Source organism: Arenimonas donghaensis DSM 18148 = HO3-R19 (assembly GCF_000743535.1).
Lineage (GTDB): Bacteria > Pseudomonadota > Gammaproteobacteria > Xanthomonadales > Xanthomonadaceae > Arenimonas > Arenimonas donghaensis.
Genome location: NZ_AVCJ01000001.1, coordinates 190,657 through 207,848, shown reverse-complemented (window position 1 = coordinate 207,848; position 17,192 = coordinate 190,657). Strand labels below are relative to the sequence as shown.

Genomic DNA, 17,192 nt, shown 5'->3' with positions numbered 1-17,192 from the left:
CTCCCTTCCAGGTAACCCAGGAGCCCCGCATGAAGACGCCCCTTGCCCTCGCCCTGATGCTCGCCGTCGGCGCCTGCGCCGCCGATGGCAGCAACGACCGGGCCCGCAGCTTCCCGAGTGAACACGGCGACGTCGAAGTGGACACTGTTGCCAGCGGCCTCGAACATCCCTGGGGCCTGGCCTTCCTGCCCGACGGCCGGATGCTGGTCACCGAGCGTCCGGGCCGACTGCGCATCGTCGCCGCCGACGGCAGCCTCTCCGCCCCGCTCGGCGGTCTCCCGGAGGTCTGGGCCCGTGGCCAGGGCGGCCTGCTCGACGTCGCCATCGATCCGGACTTCGCCGACACGCCCTGGGTGTATTTCAGCTTTTCCGAACCCGGCGACGGGGGTGCAGGCACCTCGGTGGGACGCGGGAAGCTGGCAGGCGACCGGCTGGAGGACGTGGAGGTCATCTTCCGGCAGGCGCCCAAGCTCGATGCCGGCCAGCATTTCGGTTCGCGCCTGGTCTTTGATCGCGAAGGCCGCCTCTACGTGACCAGCGGCGACCGCGGCAATTGGGACAACCCCCAGCAACTCGACAAGGGCCAGGGCAAGATCTTCCGCATCAACAAGGATGGCTCGATCCCGGCGGACAACCCCTTCGTCGGGCGCGAAGACGCCAACCCCGCGATCTGGTCCTACGGCCACCGCAACGCGCAGGGCGCCGCCTTGCACCCGGACACCGGCGTCCTGTGGCAGACCGAACACGGCGCCCGCGGTGGCGACGAGCTCAACATCCCGGAAGCCGGCAAGAACTACGGCTGGCCGGTGATCACCCTGGGCGTGAACTACAGCGGCGCGCCGATCGGCTCGGGCGAAAAGACCCGCGAAGGCATGGAGCAGCCCATCCACCACTGGACGCCGTCGATCGCGCCCAGCGGCCTGGCTTTCTACACCGCCGACCGCTTTCCGGCCTGGAAGGGCGACCTGTTCGTCGGCGCCCTCGCCTTCCAGCGCGTGGTGCGCCTGGAGCTGGACGGCGACAAGGTGATCACCGAAGAACCGCTGCTGGTGGACCTGAAGGAACGCATCCGCGACGTACGCCAGGGCCCCGACGGATTCCTCTACCTGCTGACCGACGACGCCAACGGCGAGGTCCTGCGCATCGGCCTGGCCGACGGCGACTGAATTCAGTCGCGCGGGCCGCCCTGCGCGAGCGCCCGCATCGCCGCGTATTCGTGCACGAACCGGCCCTGCCCGGCCTGGCCGCAAAGCGCGACCATCGCCGCCGCCACCTCGGTCGCGGCGATCGCCCGGTAGCGCTGCAGTGGTCCGCGTGCCAGTGCGTTGGCTAGCGGGGCCAGGCGCTGGCCCAGGGCTTCGGCCGGCCGGCGGTCGGCGCGCTCGCCCAGCAACAGACCCGGCCGCAGGCAATCGACCCGGTCGAAGTCCAGGGCGCCCAGGCCACGCTCGGCTTCGCCCTTGACCCGCAGGTAGAAGTTCCCGGACTGGGCGCTGGCCCCGACCGAGGACACCAGGATCGCCTGGCCGGCACCGAGCCGGCTTGCGATGCCGGCCAGAGCCAGCACGAGGTCCCGGTCCACGGCCAGGAAGGCCTCGCGCGAACCCGCCTGGCGGATAGTCGTGCCCAGGCAGCAGGCGAATGCCGCCAGGCGTGCGCCGTGCGCCGCGAGCGCATCCCGCACCGTTGTTTCGTCCCAACCCCCGGGCAGCTCGACCAGGCGCGGATGGGCTGTCGCCAGCGGTCGCCGCACGGGGGCCAGCAGCAGCGGGCCATCGTCATCGGCCAGCCAGCGCTGCAGCGCCAGTCCGCCGACCAGGCCACTGGCCCCGGCCAGCAGCACCGCGGGGCGTGCGCTCACGGCCTCAGGCCCACTCGGTCAGGCCTTCGCGCTCGTACAGGACGGCGAAACCCGGCCGGGCTTTCATCCGCTCTGCCAGGGCCGCCAGTTGCGGCCAGTCCGTCGCTGGTCGCGGCAGGTTGCGTGACCAGCGCATCAGCATCGTGAGCAGGAAATCGGCGGCGCTGACCGAAGGACCCAGGAGATAGGGGCCCCGTCGTGCGAGGTGTGCCTCCACCTGTTCCCAGGCGGCTTCGATCGCTTCGGCGGCACGGGTCCGGGTGGCATCGGCGTTGTCCGGACCGGCGGCTTCCGCGGGGTAGTACCAGTTGCGGAAGGCGGGCTGCAGGGTATTGGCCAGGAATACGATCCACTGGTAGTACTTCGCCCGCTCCACCGTGCCCGCCGCCGGTGCCAGCCCGAAATTGGGGTGCGCATCGGCCAGGTGCATGACCATTGCCGCCGCCTCGGTCATGGGCTCGCCATGGATGAGCAAGGTGGGCACGCGCCCGGCCGGGTTGAGCGCCAGGTATTCGGGCCGTTTGTGTTCGCGAAGGGCGAGGTCGAGTTTGCGCAGTTCGTGCCGGGCACCGATCTCGATCAGCAGCCAGTGCACGACCAGGCTGGCCGTGCCGGGGGCGTAGTACAGCGTGTACATGCGTCCGTCCATGGTGGGGTCCGGGCAAGCATACGCTGGGCGACCGGGCAAAAGAAAAGCCCCGGGTGTCGCCACCCGGGGCTTTTTTCAGTCCGTGGGGACTGGATTACATGGGCTGTACTTCGTCAGCCTGCATGCCCTTCTGGCCCTTGACGAGCTTGAAGGTGACCTTCTGGCCTTCCTGCAGCGACTTGAAGCCGGTGCCCTGGATGGAACGGAAATGGACGAAAACGTCCTCACCGTTGTCGCGGCTGATGAAACCAAAACCCTTGGCGTCGTTGAACCACTTAACGGTACCGACCTGACGATCCGACATTGCTAACTCCTTGGAACAAAAAATAGAAATCGCTGACGGGGACATCCCGACGCGCGACTGGGTTGCAAGGAGGAGCGAGGTGAAAAGATGTAGCGGATCGGTGGATCTACCGCATCAGGCCACGATTCACAGTGACCCTTAGCAAACACAGTCCCGCGCACCCTACACCTTTCCCAAGAAGAAAGCCAACGATTTCGGCAGCTTGGGGGACCTTGCCGCACCAGGCCGTGCCCGCCGTTCAGTTTCGCCCCCGGGTCCGGCTTATTCGATGGCGACCGGGATCTTGCCGATGCGGGACTGCCATTCCCGGGGGCCGGTGCGGTGCACCGACTCGCCCTGGGCATCCACGGCCACCGTCACGGGCATGTCCTGGACGGTGAATTCGTAGATCGCTTCCATGCCCAGGTCGGCGAAACCGACCACGCGGGCGGCCTTGATCGCCTTGGACACCAGGTAGGCCGCGCCGCCGACCGCCATCAGGTAGGCCGAACGGTGCTTGCGGATGGCCTCGATGGCCGCCGGGCCGCGCTCGGCCTTGCCGACCATGCCCATCAGGCCGGTCTGGGCCAGCACCTGCTCGGTGAATTTGTCCATGCGGGTGGCCGTGGTCGGGCCGGCGGGCCCCACCACTTCGTCGCGCACGGGGTCGACCGGGCCGACGTAGTAGATGAACCGGTCGCGCAGGTCCACCGGCAGCGGCTCGCCCTTGTTGAGCATGTCCACCAAACGCTTGTGCGCGGCATCGCGGCCGGTAAGCAGTTTCCCGTTGAGCAGCAGGACTTCGCCGGGTTTCCAGCTGGCGACGTCTTCGCGCGTGACCGTGTCCAGATCGACGCGGCGACCCTTCGACGCGTCGTAGGTCAGCTCCGGCCAGTCTTCGAGCGACGGCGGTTCTAGTTGCACCGGGCCGCTGCCGTCGAGCGTGAAGTGCGCGTGCCGGGTGGCGGCACAGTTGGGGATCAGGGCCACCGGCAGGTTCGCGGCATGGGTCGGGTAGTCCTTGACCTTGATGTCCAGGACGGTGGTCAGGCCGCCCAGGCCCTGGGCGCCGATGCCGAGCGCGTTGACCTTTTCATACAGCTCAAGCCGCAGCTCCTCTGCGCGGTTGGCCGGGCCGCGGGCCTGCAGGTCGGCGATGTCGATCGGCTCCATCAGCGACTCCTTGGCCAGCAGCATCGCCTTCTCGGCCGTGCCGCCGATGCCGATGCCCAGCATGCCCGGCGGGCACCAGCCGGCGCCCATGGTCGGCACGGTCCTGAGCACCCAGTCGACGATGGAATCGGAAGGATTGAGCATCGCGAACTTGGACTTGGCCTCCGAGCCGCCGCCCTTGGCCGCGACGATCACGTCGACGGTTTCACCCGGCACGACCTTCACGTTGACCACGGCCGGCGTGTTGTCGCGGGTGTTGGCGCGCTTGCCGGCCGGGTCGGCCAGCACGCTGGCGCGCAGCTTGTTGTCAGGGTGGTTGTAGGCGCGACGAACGCCTTCGTTGACCATGTCCTCGACGCCCATCGTGGCGTCGGGCCATTGCACCTGCATGCCGATCTCAAGGAAGACGGTGACGATGCCGGTGTCCTGGCAAATCGGCCGGTGGCCTTCGGCGCACAGGCGGGAGTTGATCAGGATCTGCGCGATGGCGTCCTTCGCCGCCGGTGACTCTTCGCGCTCGTAGGCGGCGGCCAGGTTCCGGATGTAGTCCACCGGGTGGTAGTACGAGATGTACTGCAGCGCGTCGGCGACGGACTGGATGAAGTCTTCCTGCTTGATCTGGCTCACGGCGGGCTGGGGGCTGGCGAAGTGGCCCGCATTTTACCCCAGGGTGCGCGGGTCGCGCCGACCGGCGCGACCCGCGACATGCCTACTCGCCGCCCGTGGGACCACCCACGGCGGCGGCGTGGTTGGCACGCAGGTAGTCCAGCGCCAGTGAGACGACCCGTTCGAGCATTGCCTTGTCGGCGCCGCCGAAGCTGTAGGCCCCGGCCATGCCGGCGGCATGCTGGTAGAACTCGGGTTCGGCGATGACCTGGCCGGACGCCGCGTCCACGATGCGCAGCTTGAGCAGCACGCGCGACTTGCCGGCAAACGCACCGGCGAAAACCCGCTTGCCACCGCTGATATAGCGGATGCCGGCGACGTAGGGCTCGATGCGCAGGACCCTGGCCTGCCCTTCGCGGGCCGGCGCGGCATTGACCTCGGCCAGCCAGGGACCCAGGCGTTCGTCGAGGTTGGCCTGCAGGTTCACCAGCGCGGCCTCGTTGGGCTTTTGCCCGGCCCAGGGCGCGCCCATGGTGATCGGCCGGACCTCGATGCGGTCGAACGCGGAAAATGCTTCCAGCGGCGCCGGATTAGTGGCCGACGAGGCCTGGACGTCGACCTTGTCCTTGGCCAGTGCGGCAGGTGCGATCAGGCACAGGCCCAGCATGATGGTTTGCAGCGTGCGTAGCGGCGACATCCGGTAGCTCCCCTGGTGGTGCGGCGGCGCCGGGCTGGCGCGCGCCTGACGGGGAGTCTAAACCGGCCGGCCTATTCGAGCTCGTTCCAGCGGGCGTAGGCCTGCTCGAGCTGCGCCTGCGCCTGCGCCAGGCGGGCATTGGTTTCGGTGACTTCCTCGGCGGGCCGGCGGTAGAAGGCCGGGTCCTGGATCTGGGCCGTCAGCGCCGCGATCTCGGCGTCCAGGGCCTCGATGCGGGCCGGCAGCTCGTCCAGTTCACGCTGTTCCTTGAACGACAGCTTCCGCCGGGCCGGTGCGGCCACCGCGGGCGCCTTCGCCACGGGTGCCACCTGCGGGGTGAGCTTGGGCGAGGACTGCGCCGCGGCGGCGGCGATGCGGTCGGCGATGGGACGCTGGCGCAGCCAGTCGGAATACCCGCCGACGTATTCGCCAACGCGGCCCTTGCCCTCCATCACCAGCGAACTGGTGACGACGTTGTCGATGAAGGCGCGGTCGTGCGAGACCAGGATCAGCGTTCCCGGGTAGTCGGCCAGCAACTCCTCGAGCAGCTCCAGGGTTTCCACGTCCAGGTCGTTGGTCGGTTCGTCCATCACCAGCACGTTCGATGGCTTGGCGAACAGCTTGGCCAGCAGCAGGCGGTTGCGTTCGCCACCGGAGAGTTTGGTGATCGGCGACAGCGCGCGGTCGGGGCTGAACAGGAAGTCCTGCAGGTAGCCCATCACGTGCTTTCGGCTGCCGTTGATCTCGATGAACTCGCGGCCTTCCGAGACGTTGTCCAGCGCGTTCCAGTCTTCCCGAAGCGCACCGCGCAGCTGGTCGAAGAAGGCGATCTCGAGGTTGGTGCCGGTGCGGATCTCGCCGGCATCGGGCTCGAGCTGGCCCAGCAGCAGCTTGAGCAAGGTGGTCTTGCCCGAACCGTTGGGTCCGATCAGGCCGACCTTGTCGCCGCGCTGGATGATGGTGCTCAGGTCGCGGACCAGCACCCGGTCGCCGAAGGCGAAGTCAACGTGCTTGGCTTCGAAGACGCGCTTGCCCGACTTCTCGGCCCCGGCAGCCGCCAGCTTGACGTTGCCCTGCCGTTCGCGCCGCTCCGCGCGTTCCCGGCGCATGGCCTTGAGCGCGGTGACGCGGCCTTCGTTGCGGGTTCGCCGGGCCTTGATGCCCTGCCGGATCCAGACTTCCTCCTGCGCCAGCTTCTTGTCGAACAGCGCATTGGCCTGGGCCTCGGCGTGCATGCGTTCTTCGCGGCGACGCAGGAAGTTGTCGTAGTCGCCCGGCCAGCTGCTGACCTGGCCGCGGTCGATCTCGACGATGCGGGTGGCCAGGTTGCGAAGGAACTGCCGGTCATGGGTGACGAACACGACCGAGCCGCCGAAGTTCTTGAGGAACTCCTCGAGCCAGGCGATCGATTCGATGTCCAGGTGGTTGGTCGGCTCGTCGAGCAGCAACAGGTCCGGCGCCGCGACCAGCGCCTGCGCCAACAGCACCCGGCGCTTCATGCCACCGGACAGGGCGGCGAAATCCGCGTCCTCGGGCAGGTCCAGCCGGCTGATGACCTGCTCGACGCGCTGCTCGATCTGCCAGCCGTCGCCGGCGTCGATGCGCGCCTGGACGTCGCCCAGTTCGGTCATGTCGATGTCGGCGCCGTCGTGCAGCAGGTGGTGGTAACGCGCCAGGTCGGCGCCCAGGGCGCCCAGGCCCATCGACACCACGTCGAAGACCGTGCCCGACAGGCCCTGGGGGACCTCCTGCGCCAGGCCGGCGATGCGACCCTCGCGGCGAATCACCCCGTCGTCAGGCAGGATGTCGCCCGCCAGCAGGCGCAGCAGGGTGGATTTGCCGGCGCCATTGCGGCCGACGATACAGACGCGCTCGTTGCGCTCGATGGCCAGGTCGACGGATTCGAGCAGCAGCGGGCCGCCGACGCCGTAGTCGACGCCTTGCAGGGTGATCAGGGACATGGGCGAATTCTACCGCGACCGGGGCCGGCGCGCCGGCTCAGGCTGCGCCATGGCGCAGCCAGCGTTCGGCCACCGCTTCGGAACCGAACACCCTGCCCCGGGCTCCGCGCTCCAGGGCCAGGATCTCGCCGTGCTCCATGTGGGCAAGCAGCTCGATACGGCCGACCACGAAAGCCACCTGCAGCTTGTCCAGTCCCAGCTCGAACAGGAAGTCCACGGTCGTGGGCAGGTCGCGATCGCCTTCGAAGTCGCCCAGGTTCTCGACGACCATCAGTTTGCGGGTGCCGCGCTGCTGGCATTCCTCGGCGATGCGGACCCAGTAGGCCTTGGAGATTTCCTGACTGTCGCGCGGGCCGCTGACGGCAACATGGAGATAGTCGGCACGGTCTTCAAAGACCAGCCGTATGTCGGGGGGAAGTGGATTCACGATGAACAGGCTGTGGGGGGTGGCGCATTCTAGCGGGTCGCGGGCGCGCTCGTCGCTCCGCGGCACGCTTGCCTTGTTGCGCGACCGGGTCAGGCGGCAGCCGACAGCCGCTTGTGTTCGACCAGGATGCAGCGGTCCTGCACGACCTCGATGCCCTGGGCGACCAGGGCGGCGGCGAAGGCATCGTCGCGGATGCCAAGCTGCAGCCATACCGCGCCCGGCCGCTTGGCCAGGATGTCGTCAAGGTGCGGCGCCAGGTCCTTGGGACGGCGGAACACGTTCACCAGGTCCACCTGGCCGGGAATGTCCTGGAGCCGGCGGAACACCGGCTGGCCCAGGATGCGCTCGACCTCCGGGTAATAAACCGGAACCGGCACGATGTCGTAACCGACGCGCTCGAGGTAGCGCGGCACGTCGATGGCCGGCTGGCCGCGCTGGGCCTCGGTCTTGATGCCGAGCACGGCAATGCGCCGCACCCGGCCAAGCAAGGCCCGCAGGCCGTCGTCGTCTTCGATCAGTCGGCCCGGGTTCGCCATGGTTCAGTGCTCGTGTCCGCCTGCACCATGCACGTGGCCGTGCGCCAGTTCTTCGACGCTGGCGTCACGGACATCGACGACCTCGACCGAGAAGTTGAGGTTCTGGCCGGCCAGCGGATGGTTGCCGTCGACGGTGACCATGCCATCCTCGATCTTGGCGATGACGACCGAAATGGCGCCCTGCGGGGTCTGGGCCTGGAAGTTCATGCCGACCTCGATTTCGTCGACGCCCTGGAAGGCCTCGCGCGGCACGGTCTGCACCAGCGCCTCGTTCGGGTTGCCATAGCCCTCTTCCGGGCCGATGACCACGTCGAACTTGTCGCCGGCGCTGCGGCCCTCGAGGGCTTTTTCCAGGCCGGGGACGATGTTGCCGACCCCGTGGAGGTAGGCCAGCGGCTGGGCGCCGGTGGAGGAATCAATCACCTTGCCGGCGTCGTCGGTCAGCGTGTAGTGGAAGGTAGCGACGGTGCGCTCAGCAATCTGCATGGTTGGGAATCCTTGGGGAATCGGGCCGGCCGGGGACAATACCCGGTGGCGTGGGGGAATTGAGGCCACATAGGCTAGGCGATGCGCCGGATGGGCGCAAACCGCGGGGCGGAAAAGACAAGGCCCCGGCCGTTCCCGGCCGGGGCCTCGAATTCACGCGGGAAGGCGCCTTATTCCGGCTGCACTTCGTCCGCCTGCATGCCCTTCTGGCCCTTCACGACCTTGAAGGAGACCTTCTGGCCTTCCTGCAGGGACTTGAAGCCGGTGCCCTGGATCGAGCGGAAGTGGACGAACACGTCCTCGCCACTTTCGGGGGTGATAAAGCCAAATCCCTTGGCGTCGTTGAACCACTTCACGGTGCCGGTCTGACGGTCAGACATATCTCATTCCTTGTAACAATTAAGGTTGGGTACCCGCGATCAGCCATGACGGGCAACCGCAGTTCGCTGAACATACCCGCTTACGGCCGGGAAAGCGAATGGTTTAGAATGGCGGGTTATTGGATCGCCCTGCCGCCGCCCGCCGATCCCCCTCCCAAAGCACTCCCGGGGACGCCATGTCTGCCTTCGCCACCGAGCGGGTCCTGTCCGTCCGGCACTGGACCGACGCGTATTTCAGCTTCACCACCACCCGTGACGACGGGCTCCGGTTCGACAACGGCCAGTTCGTCATGATCGGGCTGGAGGTCAATGGCCGGCCGCTGATGCGGGCCTATTCGATCGCCAGCGCCAACTGGGAGGAGCAGCTGGAGTTCTTCTCGATCAAGGTCGCCGACGGCCCGCTGACGTCCCGGCTGCAGCACATCCAGCCCGGGGACGACCTGCTGGTGAGCCGCAAGCCCACCGGCACCCTGCTCATTACCGACCTGCACCCGGGGCGCAACCTGTACCTGCTGGGCACGGGCACCGGCCTGGCGCCCTTCCTGGGCGTGGTCAAGGACCCGGAAACCTACGAGCGCTTCGACCGGGTGATCCTCACCCACGGGGTGCGCAACGTCGCCGACCTTGCCTACCACGACTACATCACCCGCGAATTGCCGCGCCACGAATACCTGGGCGAGGTCATTTCACAGAAGCTGCTGTACTACCCGGCGGTGAGCCGCGAGCCCTTCCGCCATGCCGGCCGGCTGACCACGCTCATGGAAACCGGCCAGATGATGCGCGACCTGGGCCTGGATGCCCTGGACCCGGACAAGGACCGGGCCATGATCTGCGGCAGCCCGCAGATGCTGGCCGATTTCCGCGGCCTGCTCGATGCCCGCGGCTTCAGCGCAGCCCCGCGCATCGGCACGGCCGGACAGTACGTGTTCGAGCGCGCCTTCGTGGAAAAGTAAGCCCGCTCAGCCCAGGGCTTTCTCGACGTCCTTGCGCATGGACTCGGGCTTGTCGGTCGGTGCATAGCGCTTGAGGACCTGGCCATCGCGGCCGACCAGGAACTTGGTGAAGTTCCACTTGATGCCTTCCAGGCCCAGCAGGCCTGCCTTCTCCGACTTGAGCCACTTCCACAGCGGATGCGCCGCGCCGCCGTTGACTTCGACCTTTTCGAACATCGGGAAGCTGACGTCGTAAGTGAGCGAGCAGAAGTTCCTGATTTCCTCCGCGTCCCCCGGTTCCTGGTGACCGAACTGGTCGCAGGGAAAGCCCAGCACCACCAGCCCGCGATCCTTGTAGTCGCGCCACAGCTCTTCCAGGCCCTGGTACTGGGGCGTGAAGCCACATTTGCTGGCCGTATTGACCACCAGCAGCACCTTGCCGCGATAGGCCTCGAGCGACTGCGGGCTGCCGTCGATGGCCTGGGCGGAAAAATCGAATGCAGTGGTCATGACGGTCTCCTGGCGGGTCTGGCCAGACTAGCGCAAGCCGGACCCGGCGGCGCGGCTTTCACACAGCCTTTACGCCCCGGCCCTGGCCATGCCTTTCGTCACGGTCGGCTTCATGGGCCTTGCGGTACGCTCGTCGTTTACCTGCCTGCAAGGACCTTCGATGAAGCACAAGCTCTCCCTCGCGCTGGCCGCTGCCCTGGCCGCCGCCACCCCCGGCCTGCTGACGGCCCAGGACAAGGCGTCCACCGACGCCGCGGCCGAACCGGTATCCGCCAATCCGTTCTTCGTGGTCAGCAGCCTGCCCTACCAGGCGCCGCGCTTCGACCTGATCAAGAACGAGCACTACCAGCCGGCGCTCGAGCGCGGCATGGCCGAGCAGCGCGCCGAGGTGGACGCGATCGCCGGCAATCCCGATGCCCCGACCTTCGAGAACACCATCGCCGCCCTGGAAAAGACCGGCTCGCTGCTCAATCGCGCCGGCGCCGTGTTCGGCAACCTGGCCGGTGCCCACACCAATCCCGAGATCCAGAAGGTGCAGGCGACCCTGGCGCCGAAGTTCGCCGCCCACCAGGACGCGATCGTGCTCGATGGCAAGCTGTTCGCCCGCATCAAGTCGCTCTACGACCAGCGTGAAACGCTGGGCCTGGACGCCGAGTCCAAGCGCCTGCTCGAGCGCTACCACACCGATTTCATCCGCGCCGGCGCCAACCTCTCCGACGCCGACAAGGAAACGCTCAAGGCGATGAACGCCGAGCTGGCCAGCCTGGCCACCACCTTCAGCCAGAACGTGCTCAAGGAAGTGAACGACTCGGCCGTGCTGGTGGACGACCTGGCGATGCTCGATGGCCTGTCCGACCAGGCGATCACCGCCGCCGCCGCCTCGGCCAAGGATGCCGGCCACGAAGGCAAGTACCTCATCGCCCTGCAGAACACCTCCGGGCAGCCGCCGCTGACCAACCTGACCAACCGCGAGCTGCGCAAGAAGATCATGGCGGCTTCGCTGGTGCGCGGCACCCGCGGCAACGAATGGGACAACACCGCCATCGTGGCCCGGGTCGCCAAGCTGCGCGCCGAGCGCGCCAAGCTGCTCGGCTACGACAACCACGCCCAGTACGTGCTCGAGGATGAAACCGCCGGCACCGTCGGGGCCGTCAACAAGCTGCTGTCTGACCTGGCTCCGGCCGCGGTGGCGAATGCCCGCAAGGAAGCGGCCGAGATGCAGGCGATCATCGACGCCGAAGGCGGCGACTTCCAGCTCGAGGCCGCCGACTGGGCCTTCTACGCCGACAAGGTGCGCCAGCAGAAGTACGCGTTCGACGAAGCCCAGCTCAAGCCCTACTTCGAGATCAACAACGTGCTCGAGAAGGGCGTCTTCTACGCCGCCAACCAGCTCTACGGGCTGGACTTCAAGGAGCGCAAGGACATCCCGACCTACCACCCTGACGTGCGCGTGTGGGAAGTCTTCGAGGCCGACGGCACGCCGCTGGGCCTGTTCTACGGCGACTTCTACGCCCGCCCGAGCAAGCGCGGTGGCGCCTGGATGAATGCCTACGTGCCGCAGAACGGCCTGACCGGCACCAAGCCGGTGGTGGCCAACCACCAGAACATCCCCAAGCCGGCCGACGGCCAGCCGACCCTGATGACCTTCGACGAGGTCACCACCATGTTCCACGAGTTCGGCCATGCCCTGCACGGCCTGTTCTCGGACGTGAAGTACCCGCAATTCGCCGGCACCTCGGTGCCGCGTGACTTCGTCGAGTATCCGTCGCAGGTCAACGAGATGTGGGCGACCTGGCCGTCGATCCTGGCCAATTACGCCAAGCACTACGAGACCGGCGAGCCGATCCCGCAGGCCCTGCTGGACAAGGTGCTGGCCGCCAAGCAATACGGCCAGGGCCATGCGACCACCGAGTACCTGGCCGCGGCCATGCTCGACCAGTCGATCCACCAGCAGGTCGCGGGCAATGTCGCCACCGACACCCTGGCCTTCGAGGCCAAGGCGCTCAAGGCCGCCGGCCTGGACTACGCGCCGGTGCCGCCGCGTTACCGCAGCGCCTACTTCTCCCACATCATGGGTGGCTACTCGGCGGGCTATTACGCCTACCTGTGGTCCGAGGTCCTGGACGCCGAGTCGGTGGAATGGTTCAAGGAAAACGGTGGCCTCAAGCGCGAGAACGGCGACCATTTCCGCAAGACCCTGCTCTCGCGCGGCGGCAGCGCCGATGCCATGGAGATCTTCCGCGACTTCCGCGGCCGTGACCCGGAAGTGGGCCCGCTGCTCAAGCGCCGCGGCCTGGAGCCGGACGGCACGTCGGAATAAGCCATCTCCGACGAAGCAATAAAAAAACCGCCCGGATCGCTCCGGGCGGTTTTCTTTTTGCAGGCTTCCCGCGAATCAGGCGTTGCGCTGGCAGGCGCGCAGTTCCTTGTTCAGGACCTCGGCCTTGGACACGTACTGCTTGGCCAGCACGCGGACCACGAAGCTGTGGTCGCGGTCGAGCACGACCTTCTGGAAGGTGGTCTGCAGCTGTCCCTCGATCTCGGCCATGCGGGTAAAACGCTCGGCCGGCGAGTCCGGCCACTGCTTGCGCATGCCAGCGTAAACCTTGCTCAGCTCGACCAGGCTGCTGGCCGGCTTCTTGGTGGTCTTGCTGGCCTTGGTCTTGGCGACCGGCTTGACCTCGCCCGAGAGCTCGGTGGCCAGGTCCGACTTCGCCTTGGCCAGCCGGGCGAAAAGCGTGCTGACCTTTTTGTCTTTCACCTTGGCGGCCGCTTCTTCGTAGAACGCGGTGCCATCCTCGCTGATCTCGATCAGGTCGGAAATGCTGCTGGTGGTATCGGTCATGCGGCGCTCCTTGGCGTGATGGATAGTCAGCGTGATCGTCCCGCGGCCCAGACCGGGCGGCGGGGTGTCCAGGAAACCCGGGACGCAGCGATCACGAAGGAAAGCTCTGATGCCGTTCCGGGGACCCCACGGGTGCCCTGGAACCGGTTAAGGATACGCTACCCCACGTAAAAATTAGGTTATCCACAGGCCACAGGGGTTTCAAACACTCCAGAACCGCACTTTAGCCGATTTTAGCTGCTTTTAGCTGACATTTCAGCGAGAAACCGCCCAGGACACCATTTGACCACCGCGATAGGGCATCACCCCGTGGAACATCCGTGGATCGGCGTCGAAGACCAGGGGCAAGAAATGGCGGTCCCCCTCCCATAGCGGCAGCGTCCCGAGCGCGTCCAGGCGCACCCAATGCAGGTCGCCCTCGGCATTGCGGGCCGGCGGCTCGCCCCGGTAGCGGTCGATGACGAAGATGAACCCCAGCCAGTCCTCGCCGTGTTTGCCGAATCCCGGCCAGCTGATGGTGCCCCGCAACCGCAGCGCCTCGCACTCGATGCCGGCTTCTTCGCGGATCTCGCGACGCATCCCCGCCATCACGTCTTCGTCGGCCTCGAGCTTGCCGCCCAGTCCGTTGTATTTGCCCAGGTGGTTGTCGTCGGACCGGGCGTTGCGATGGACCATCAGGCAACGCTCGCCATCTCGCGAAAGTACGTAACCCAGGGTGGCGACGATGGGGGTGTAGGGCACGGTGTCCTCGGCGGTCGGGGCGGGCAACAAGCATAATCGCCCCATGTCCACGAACCCTTCCCCCGGACCGGCCCTCCCCGGCCTGGCCGTCATCGGCGGCGGACCCGCCGGCCTGATGGCGGCAGAAACCGCCCGTGCCGCCGGCGTCGAGGTCGACGTGTTCGACGCCATGGGCTCGGTCGGCCGCAAGGTCCTGATCGCCGGCAAAGGCGGCCTGAACCTGACCCATGGCGAAGATCCCGACCGTTTCCGCCGCCGTTACGCCGAACGCAGCGCCGAGGTCGGCCGCTGGCTTCAGGACTTCGGCCCCAGCGAGCTGCGCGAGTGGGCGGCCGGGCTGGGCGTGGAAACCTTCATCGGCTCCTCCGGCCGGGTTTTCCCCAGCGACCTCAAGGCAGCGCCCCTGCTGCGTGGCTGGGTTCGCCGGCTGCGCGAACAGGGCGTGCGCTTCCATGTCCATCATCGCTGGTCCGGATTGGACAACGCCGGCGCCCACCGTTTTGAAACGCCTGCCGGCGAGCTGTCCTTCCGGGCGGGCGCCACCGTCCTGGCAATGGGTGGAGGCAGCTGGCCCCAGCTGGGCTCGGACGGCCGCTGGACCGGGCCGCTGGCCGCCGCGGGCGCCGACATCGCGCCCCTGCTACCCGCCAATTGCGGCTTCGACATTGGCTGGAGCGAGCACTTCGCTTCCCGGTTCGCCGGTGCGCCGATCAAACCCGTGCGCCTGGCCCTGGCCGGCCCGCAACCGCCGCGATGGCGGCAGGGCGAATGCGTGGCCACCGCCACGGGCATCGAAGGCAGCCTGGTCTACGCGCTTTCGGCGCCCCTGCGCGACACCATTGCCCGCGAGGGCGAAGCCCTGCTCCTGGCCGACCTGGTGCCGGGGCGTGACCTCGAGCGCCTCACCGCCGACCTGGCACGCGGTCGCGGCCGCCGCAGCGTCAGTGAACACCTGCGTCGGCAGGCGGGCCTGTCGGGCGTCAAGGCCGGCTTGCTGCGCGAAGTCCTGCCCGCCGGGGTCCTGCAGGGCGAGCCGGCCGCCCTGGCCGCGGCAATCAAGGCCCTGCCCCTGCGGCTTCGGGCCGCCCGCCCGATCGCGGAAGCCATTTCCACGGCAGGCGGGCTGCGCCTGGAAGGCCTCACCGGGGACCTGATGCTGCGCAACCGGCCCGGAACGTTCGCGGCCGGCGAGATGCTCGACTGGGAGGCCCCGACCGGCGGCTACCTGCTCACCGCCTGTTTCGCCAGCGGCCGGGTCGCCGGCGCGGCGGCGGCGCGCTGGTTATTGCGCTGAACCGTCGCCGGCGTCCGCAGCCGGCGCCGCTTCGGTGCCGTCGGCCTGCAATGGCGGGCGCGCCGAACCCATCGGCCCGAACGCCAGCAGGGTGACGTCGAACACCAGCATGCCCTTGGGCGCCTGGTTGCCGGGCACGTTGTCATAGGCCAGGTGGCCCGGGATCCAGAACCGGAAGCTGTCGCCGCGCTGCATCAGCAGGATGCCCTCGCGCCAGCCCTGGATGAGGGCCTGCAGCGGGAACGTCGCCGGCCTGTCCTTGAACAGGGAGCTGTCGAAGACCTGGCCGGCCGGGGTCCAGCCGGTGTAATGCACCTGCACGTGGTCGGTGGCGGCCGGGTGCCCCGGGGCACGATTGCCGCGTTCGATCACCTTGTAGGCCAGGCCGCTGGCGGTACGGATGGCGTCTTCCGGCGGCGCGGCGACGTCGGGCGGCGCCCGGGTCGGGTCCTTTTCGCCGTGCACGGTGATGTCGAACACGTGCGGCAGGTCGGGCATGCCGGGGTAGCCGGGCTTCATCCGCTCGGCGTCCACCCACCAGCGGCGGGTTTCGCCGATCGGGGTGCTCTTGACGATGCGCACCATCGCCGGCTGGTCATTGGCCAGGCGACGCATGGACACCAGGATCTTGCCGGCCTGGCGGCCATTGATGCGGGTCTCGCCGTCGGCACTCCAGACATTGGCCGAGAACTCCACGAAGTCGCCCGTAGGATGGACCACCGGCGCCGGCGCCGGCTTGAGTACCTTGTAGTGGATGCCTGTCGCGGTTTCGATCGCGTCCTTGGGCGGCGCGTCCAGCGGGCTGGGCGCGGGCAGCGGGTTGACCTGGGCGAGGACGGGCAGCGCCAGGCCGAACAGCAGGACAGCGAGCAAGCGGGAAAGCAGCATCAATTCACTCCGATCGGGATTCCGGGAGGCCTTGCGGGCCGGCGCACAGGATAGCGCAGGCCCCCGGGCTCACCAGCCCTCTTCCCCCGGCAGCAGGCCGCGCAGTTCAGCGTCGGTCAGGTTGCGCCAGCGACCGGGCCGGAGCTCGCCCAGCTTTACATTGGCGATGCGGATACGCCGAAGCTGGTTGACCCGGTAGCCGAAGGCGGCGGCCATGAGGCGGATCTGCCGGTTCAGGCCCTGGGTCAGCACGATGGAAAAGCCGTAGCGGGCAATCTTGCGGGTCCGGCACGGCAGGGTCATCTGGTTGTGGATGCGCACGCCGCGCGCCATGCCGCGCAGGAAATCGTCGGTGACGGCCTGGTTCACACCGACCAGGTATTCCTTTTCCTTCTTTTCCTCGGCGCGCAGGATCCGGTTGACGATGTCGCCGTTGCTGGTCAGCAGGATCAGGCCCTCGCTGTCCTTGTCGAGCCGGCCTATCGGGAAGATCCGGTCCTGGTGGCCGACGAAGTCGACGATGTTGCCCTTCACGCTGGTGTCGGTGGTGCAGGTGATGCCAACCGGCTTGTAAAGCGCGATGTAGGCGTGGCGGCGCTTGCCGGGGCGGGCCTCCCGGGGCTTGAGCACCTGCCCGTCGATCTGGACCTCGTCGCCGGGCTCGACCTGGGTGCCAATGCCGGCCCGGGCGCCATTGACGCTCACCCGGCCTTCGGCGACCAGCCGGTCGGCCTCCCGCCGGGAGCAAAAGCCGGTTTCGGCGATGTGTTTGTTGACTCGCATGGTGCCGCGCCGCGTCAGAAGTGGCGCGAATGCTGGCATGCCGCGGCAGGCAAGTCATCCCGCCCCGACGACGGCGCCCGCCCGGCCTCCGCGGGCCGGAAACCGAAGATGTTGGGGTTCCGGACCCCCGCGGGTGTCCT

Annotated in this window: 19 protein-coding genes; 4 read left to right on the top strand and 15 right to left on the bottom strand. The window is 67.8% G+C overall.

Features of this window, described 5'->3' with window-relative positions; all coding sequences use genetic code 11:
• Positions 1–29: 29 nt before the first annotated feature.
• Positions 30–1,166, top strand: coding sequence for a PQQ-dependent sugar dehydrogenase (locus N788_RS00985; RefSeq protein ID WP_034220085.1), 1,137 nt, complete (start codon positions 30–32; stop codon positions 1,164–1,166).
• 2 nt (positions 1,167–1,168) lie between these two features.
• Here N788_RS00985 and N788_RS00980 read toward each other — a convergent pair whose 3' ends face one another.
• The 10 genes from N788_RS00980 to N788_RS00935 all read right to left on the bottom strand — a co-directional run bounded on the left by N788_RS00980 (position 1,169) and on the right by N788_RS00935 (position 9,059).
• Positions 1,169–1,861 carry a Rossmann-fold NAD(P)-binding domain-containing protein gene (locus tag N788_RS00980; RefSeq protein ID WP_034220084.1) on the bottom strand — a complete coding sequence of 231 codons (693 nt, stop codon included), beginning with the start codon at positions 1,859–1,861 and terminating at the stop codon, positions 1,169–1,171.
• 4 nt (positions 1,862–1,865) lie between these two features.
• Positions 1,866–2,510: a glutathione S-transferase family protein gene (locus N788_RS00975; protein WP_244444059.1), complete on the bottom strand. Its 645-nt coding sequence runs from the start codon at positions 2,508–2,510 to the stop codon at positions 1,866–1,868.
• Positions 2,511–2,604: 94 nt separating this feature from the next.
• On the bottom strand, positions 2,605–2,814 hold the full coding sequence (locus N788_RS00970; RefSeq protein ID WP_034220077.1) for a cold-shock protein: 210 nt from the start codon (positions 2,812–2,814) through the stop codon (positions 2,605–2,607).
• A 261-nt stretch (positions 2,815–3,075) separates the two neighbouring features.
• On the bottom strand, positions 3,076–4,593 hold the full coding sequence (locus N788_RS00965) for a fumarate hydratase (RefSeq protein ID WP_034220075.1): 1,518 nt from the start codon (positions 4,591–4,593) through the stop codon (positions 3,076–3,078).
• Between the two features lie 82 nt (positions 4,594–4,675).
• Positions 4,676–5,269: a hypothetical protein gene (locus N788_RS00960; protein ID WP_051924213.1), complete on the bottom strand. Its 594-nt coding sequence runs from the start codon at positions 5,267–5,269 to the stop codon at positions 4,676–4,678.
• A gap of 71 nt (positions 5,270–5,340) precedes the next feature.
• Complete coding sequence (locus N788_RS00955) at positions 5,341–7,230, bottom strand: ATP-binding cassette domain-containing protein (RefSeq protein ID WP_034220072.1); 1,890 nt, start codon at positions 7,228–7,230, stop codon at positions 5,341–5,343.
• 37 nt (positions 7,231–7,267) lie between these two features.
• Entirely contained in the window at positions 7,268–7,657 is a 390-nt protein-coding gene (locus tag N788_RS00950) for a hypothetical protein (protein ID WP_034220069.1), read from the bottom strand.
• Positions 7,658–7,746: 89 nt separating this feature from the next.
• A complete protein-coding gene (locus N788_RS00945; protein WP_034220067.1) occupies positions 7,747–8,193 on the bottom strand; it encodes a CoA-binding protein in 447 nt (148 codons plus the stop codon).
• Positions 8,194–8,196: 3 nt separating this feature from the next.
• Positions 8,197–8,679: a peptidylprolyl isomerase gene (gene slyD, locus N788_RS00940; RefSeq protein WP_034220065.1), complete on the bottom strand. Its 483-nt coding sequence runs from the start codon at positions 8,677–8,679 to the stop codon at positions 8,197–8,199.
• A gap of 170 nt (positions 8,680–8,849) precedes the next feature.
• Positions 8,850–9,059: a cold-shock protein gene (locus N788_RS00935; RefSeq protein ID WP_034220063.1), complete on the bottom strand. Its 210-nt coding sequence runs from the start codon at positions 9,057–9,059 to the stop codon at positions 8,850–8,852.
• Positions 9,060–9,235: 176 nt separating this feature from the next.
• Here N788_RS00935 and N788_RS00930 point away from each other — a divergent pair, with 176 nt between their 5' ends.
• On the top strand, positions 9,236–10,012 hold the full coding sequence (locus N788_RS00930) for a ferredoxin--NADP reductase (protein WP_034220062.1): 777 nt from the start codon (positions 9,236–9,238) through the stop codon (positions 10,010–10,012).
• A gap of 6 nt (positions 10,013–10,018) precedes the next feature.
• Here N788_RS00930 and N788_RS00925 read toward each other — a convergent pair whose 3' ends face one another.
• Positions 10,019–10,501 carry a glutathione peroxidase gene (locus tag N788_RS00925; RefSeq protein WP_034220060.1) on the bottom strand — a complete coding sequence of 161 codons (483 nt, stop codon included), beginning with the start codon at positions 10,499–10,501 and terminating at the stop codon, positions 10,019–10,021.
• 160 nt (positions 10,502–10,661) lie between these two features.
• Here N788_RS00925 and N788_RS00920 point away from each other — a divergent pair, with 160 nt between their 5' ends.
• On the top strand, positions 10,662–12,821 hold the full coding sequence (locus tag N788_RS00920; RefSeq protein ID WP_034220058.1) for a M3 family metallopeptidase: 2,160 nt from the start codon (positions 10,662–10,664) through the stop codon (positions 12,819–12,821).
• A 75-nt stretch (positions 12,822–12,896) separates the two neighbouring features.
• On the opposite strand, the gene N788_RS00915 is transcribed toward N788_RS00920, so the two are convergent.
• A complete protein-coding gene (locus N788_RS00915) occupies positions 12,897–13,346 on the bottom strand; it encodes a PA2169 family four-helix-bundle protein (protein WP_034220056.1) in 450 nt (149 codons plus the stop codon).
• A 255-nt stretch (positions 13,347–13,601) separates the two neighbouring features.
• Entirely contained in the window at positions 13,602–14,087 is a 486-nt protein-coding gene (locus N788_RS00910; RefSeq protein WP_034220624.1) for an NUDIX hydrolase, read from the bottom strand.
• Between the two features lie 43 nt (positions 14,088–14,130).
• Between N788_RS00910 and N788_RS00905 the strand changes: the two genes are divergently transcribed.
• Positions 14,131–15,381, top strand: coding sequence for a TIGR03862 family flavoprotein (locus tag N788_RS00905; protein WP_034220054.1), 1,251 nt, complete (start codon positions 14,131–14,133; stop codon positions 15,379–15,381).
• Here the strand turns inward: N788_RS00905 and N788_RS13685 are convergent.
• Entirely contained in the window at positions 15,370–16,269 is a 900-nt protein-coding gene (locus N788_RS13685) for an FKBP-type peptidyl-prolyl cis-trans isomerase (protein ID WP_051924212.1), read from the bottom strand. The two genes, N788_RS00905 and N788_RS13685, sit on opposite strands and share 12 nt — an antisense overlap.
• Positions 16,270–16,338: 69 nt before the next feature.
• A complete protein-coding gene (locus N788_RS00895) occupies positions 16,339–17,052 on the bottom strand; it encodes a pseudouridine synthase (protein ID WP_034220052.1) in 714 nt (237 codons plus the stop codon).
• Positions 17,053–17,192 lie beyond the last annotated feature (140 nt).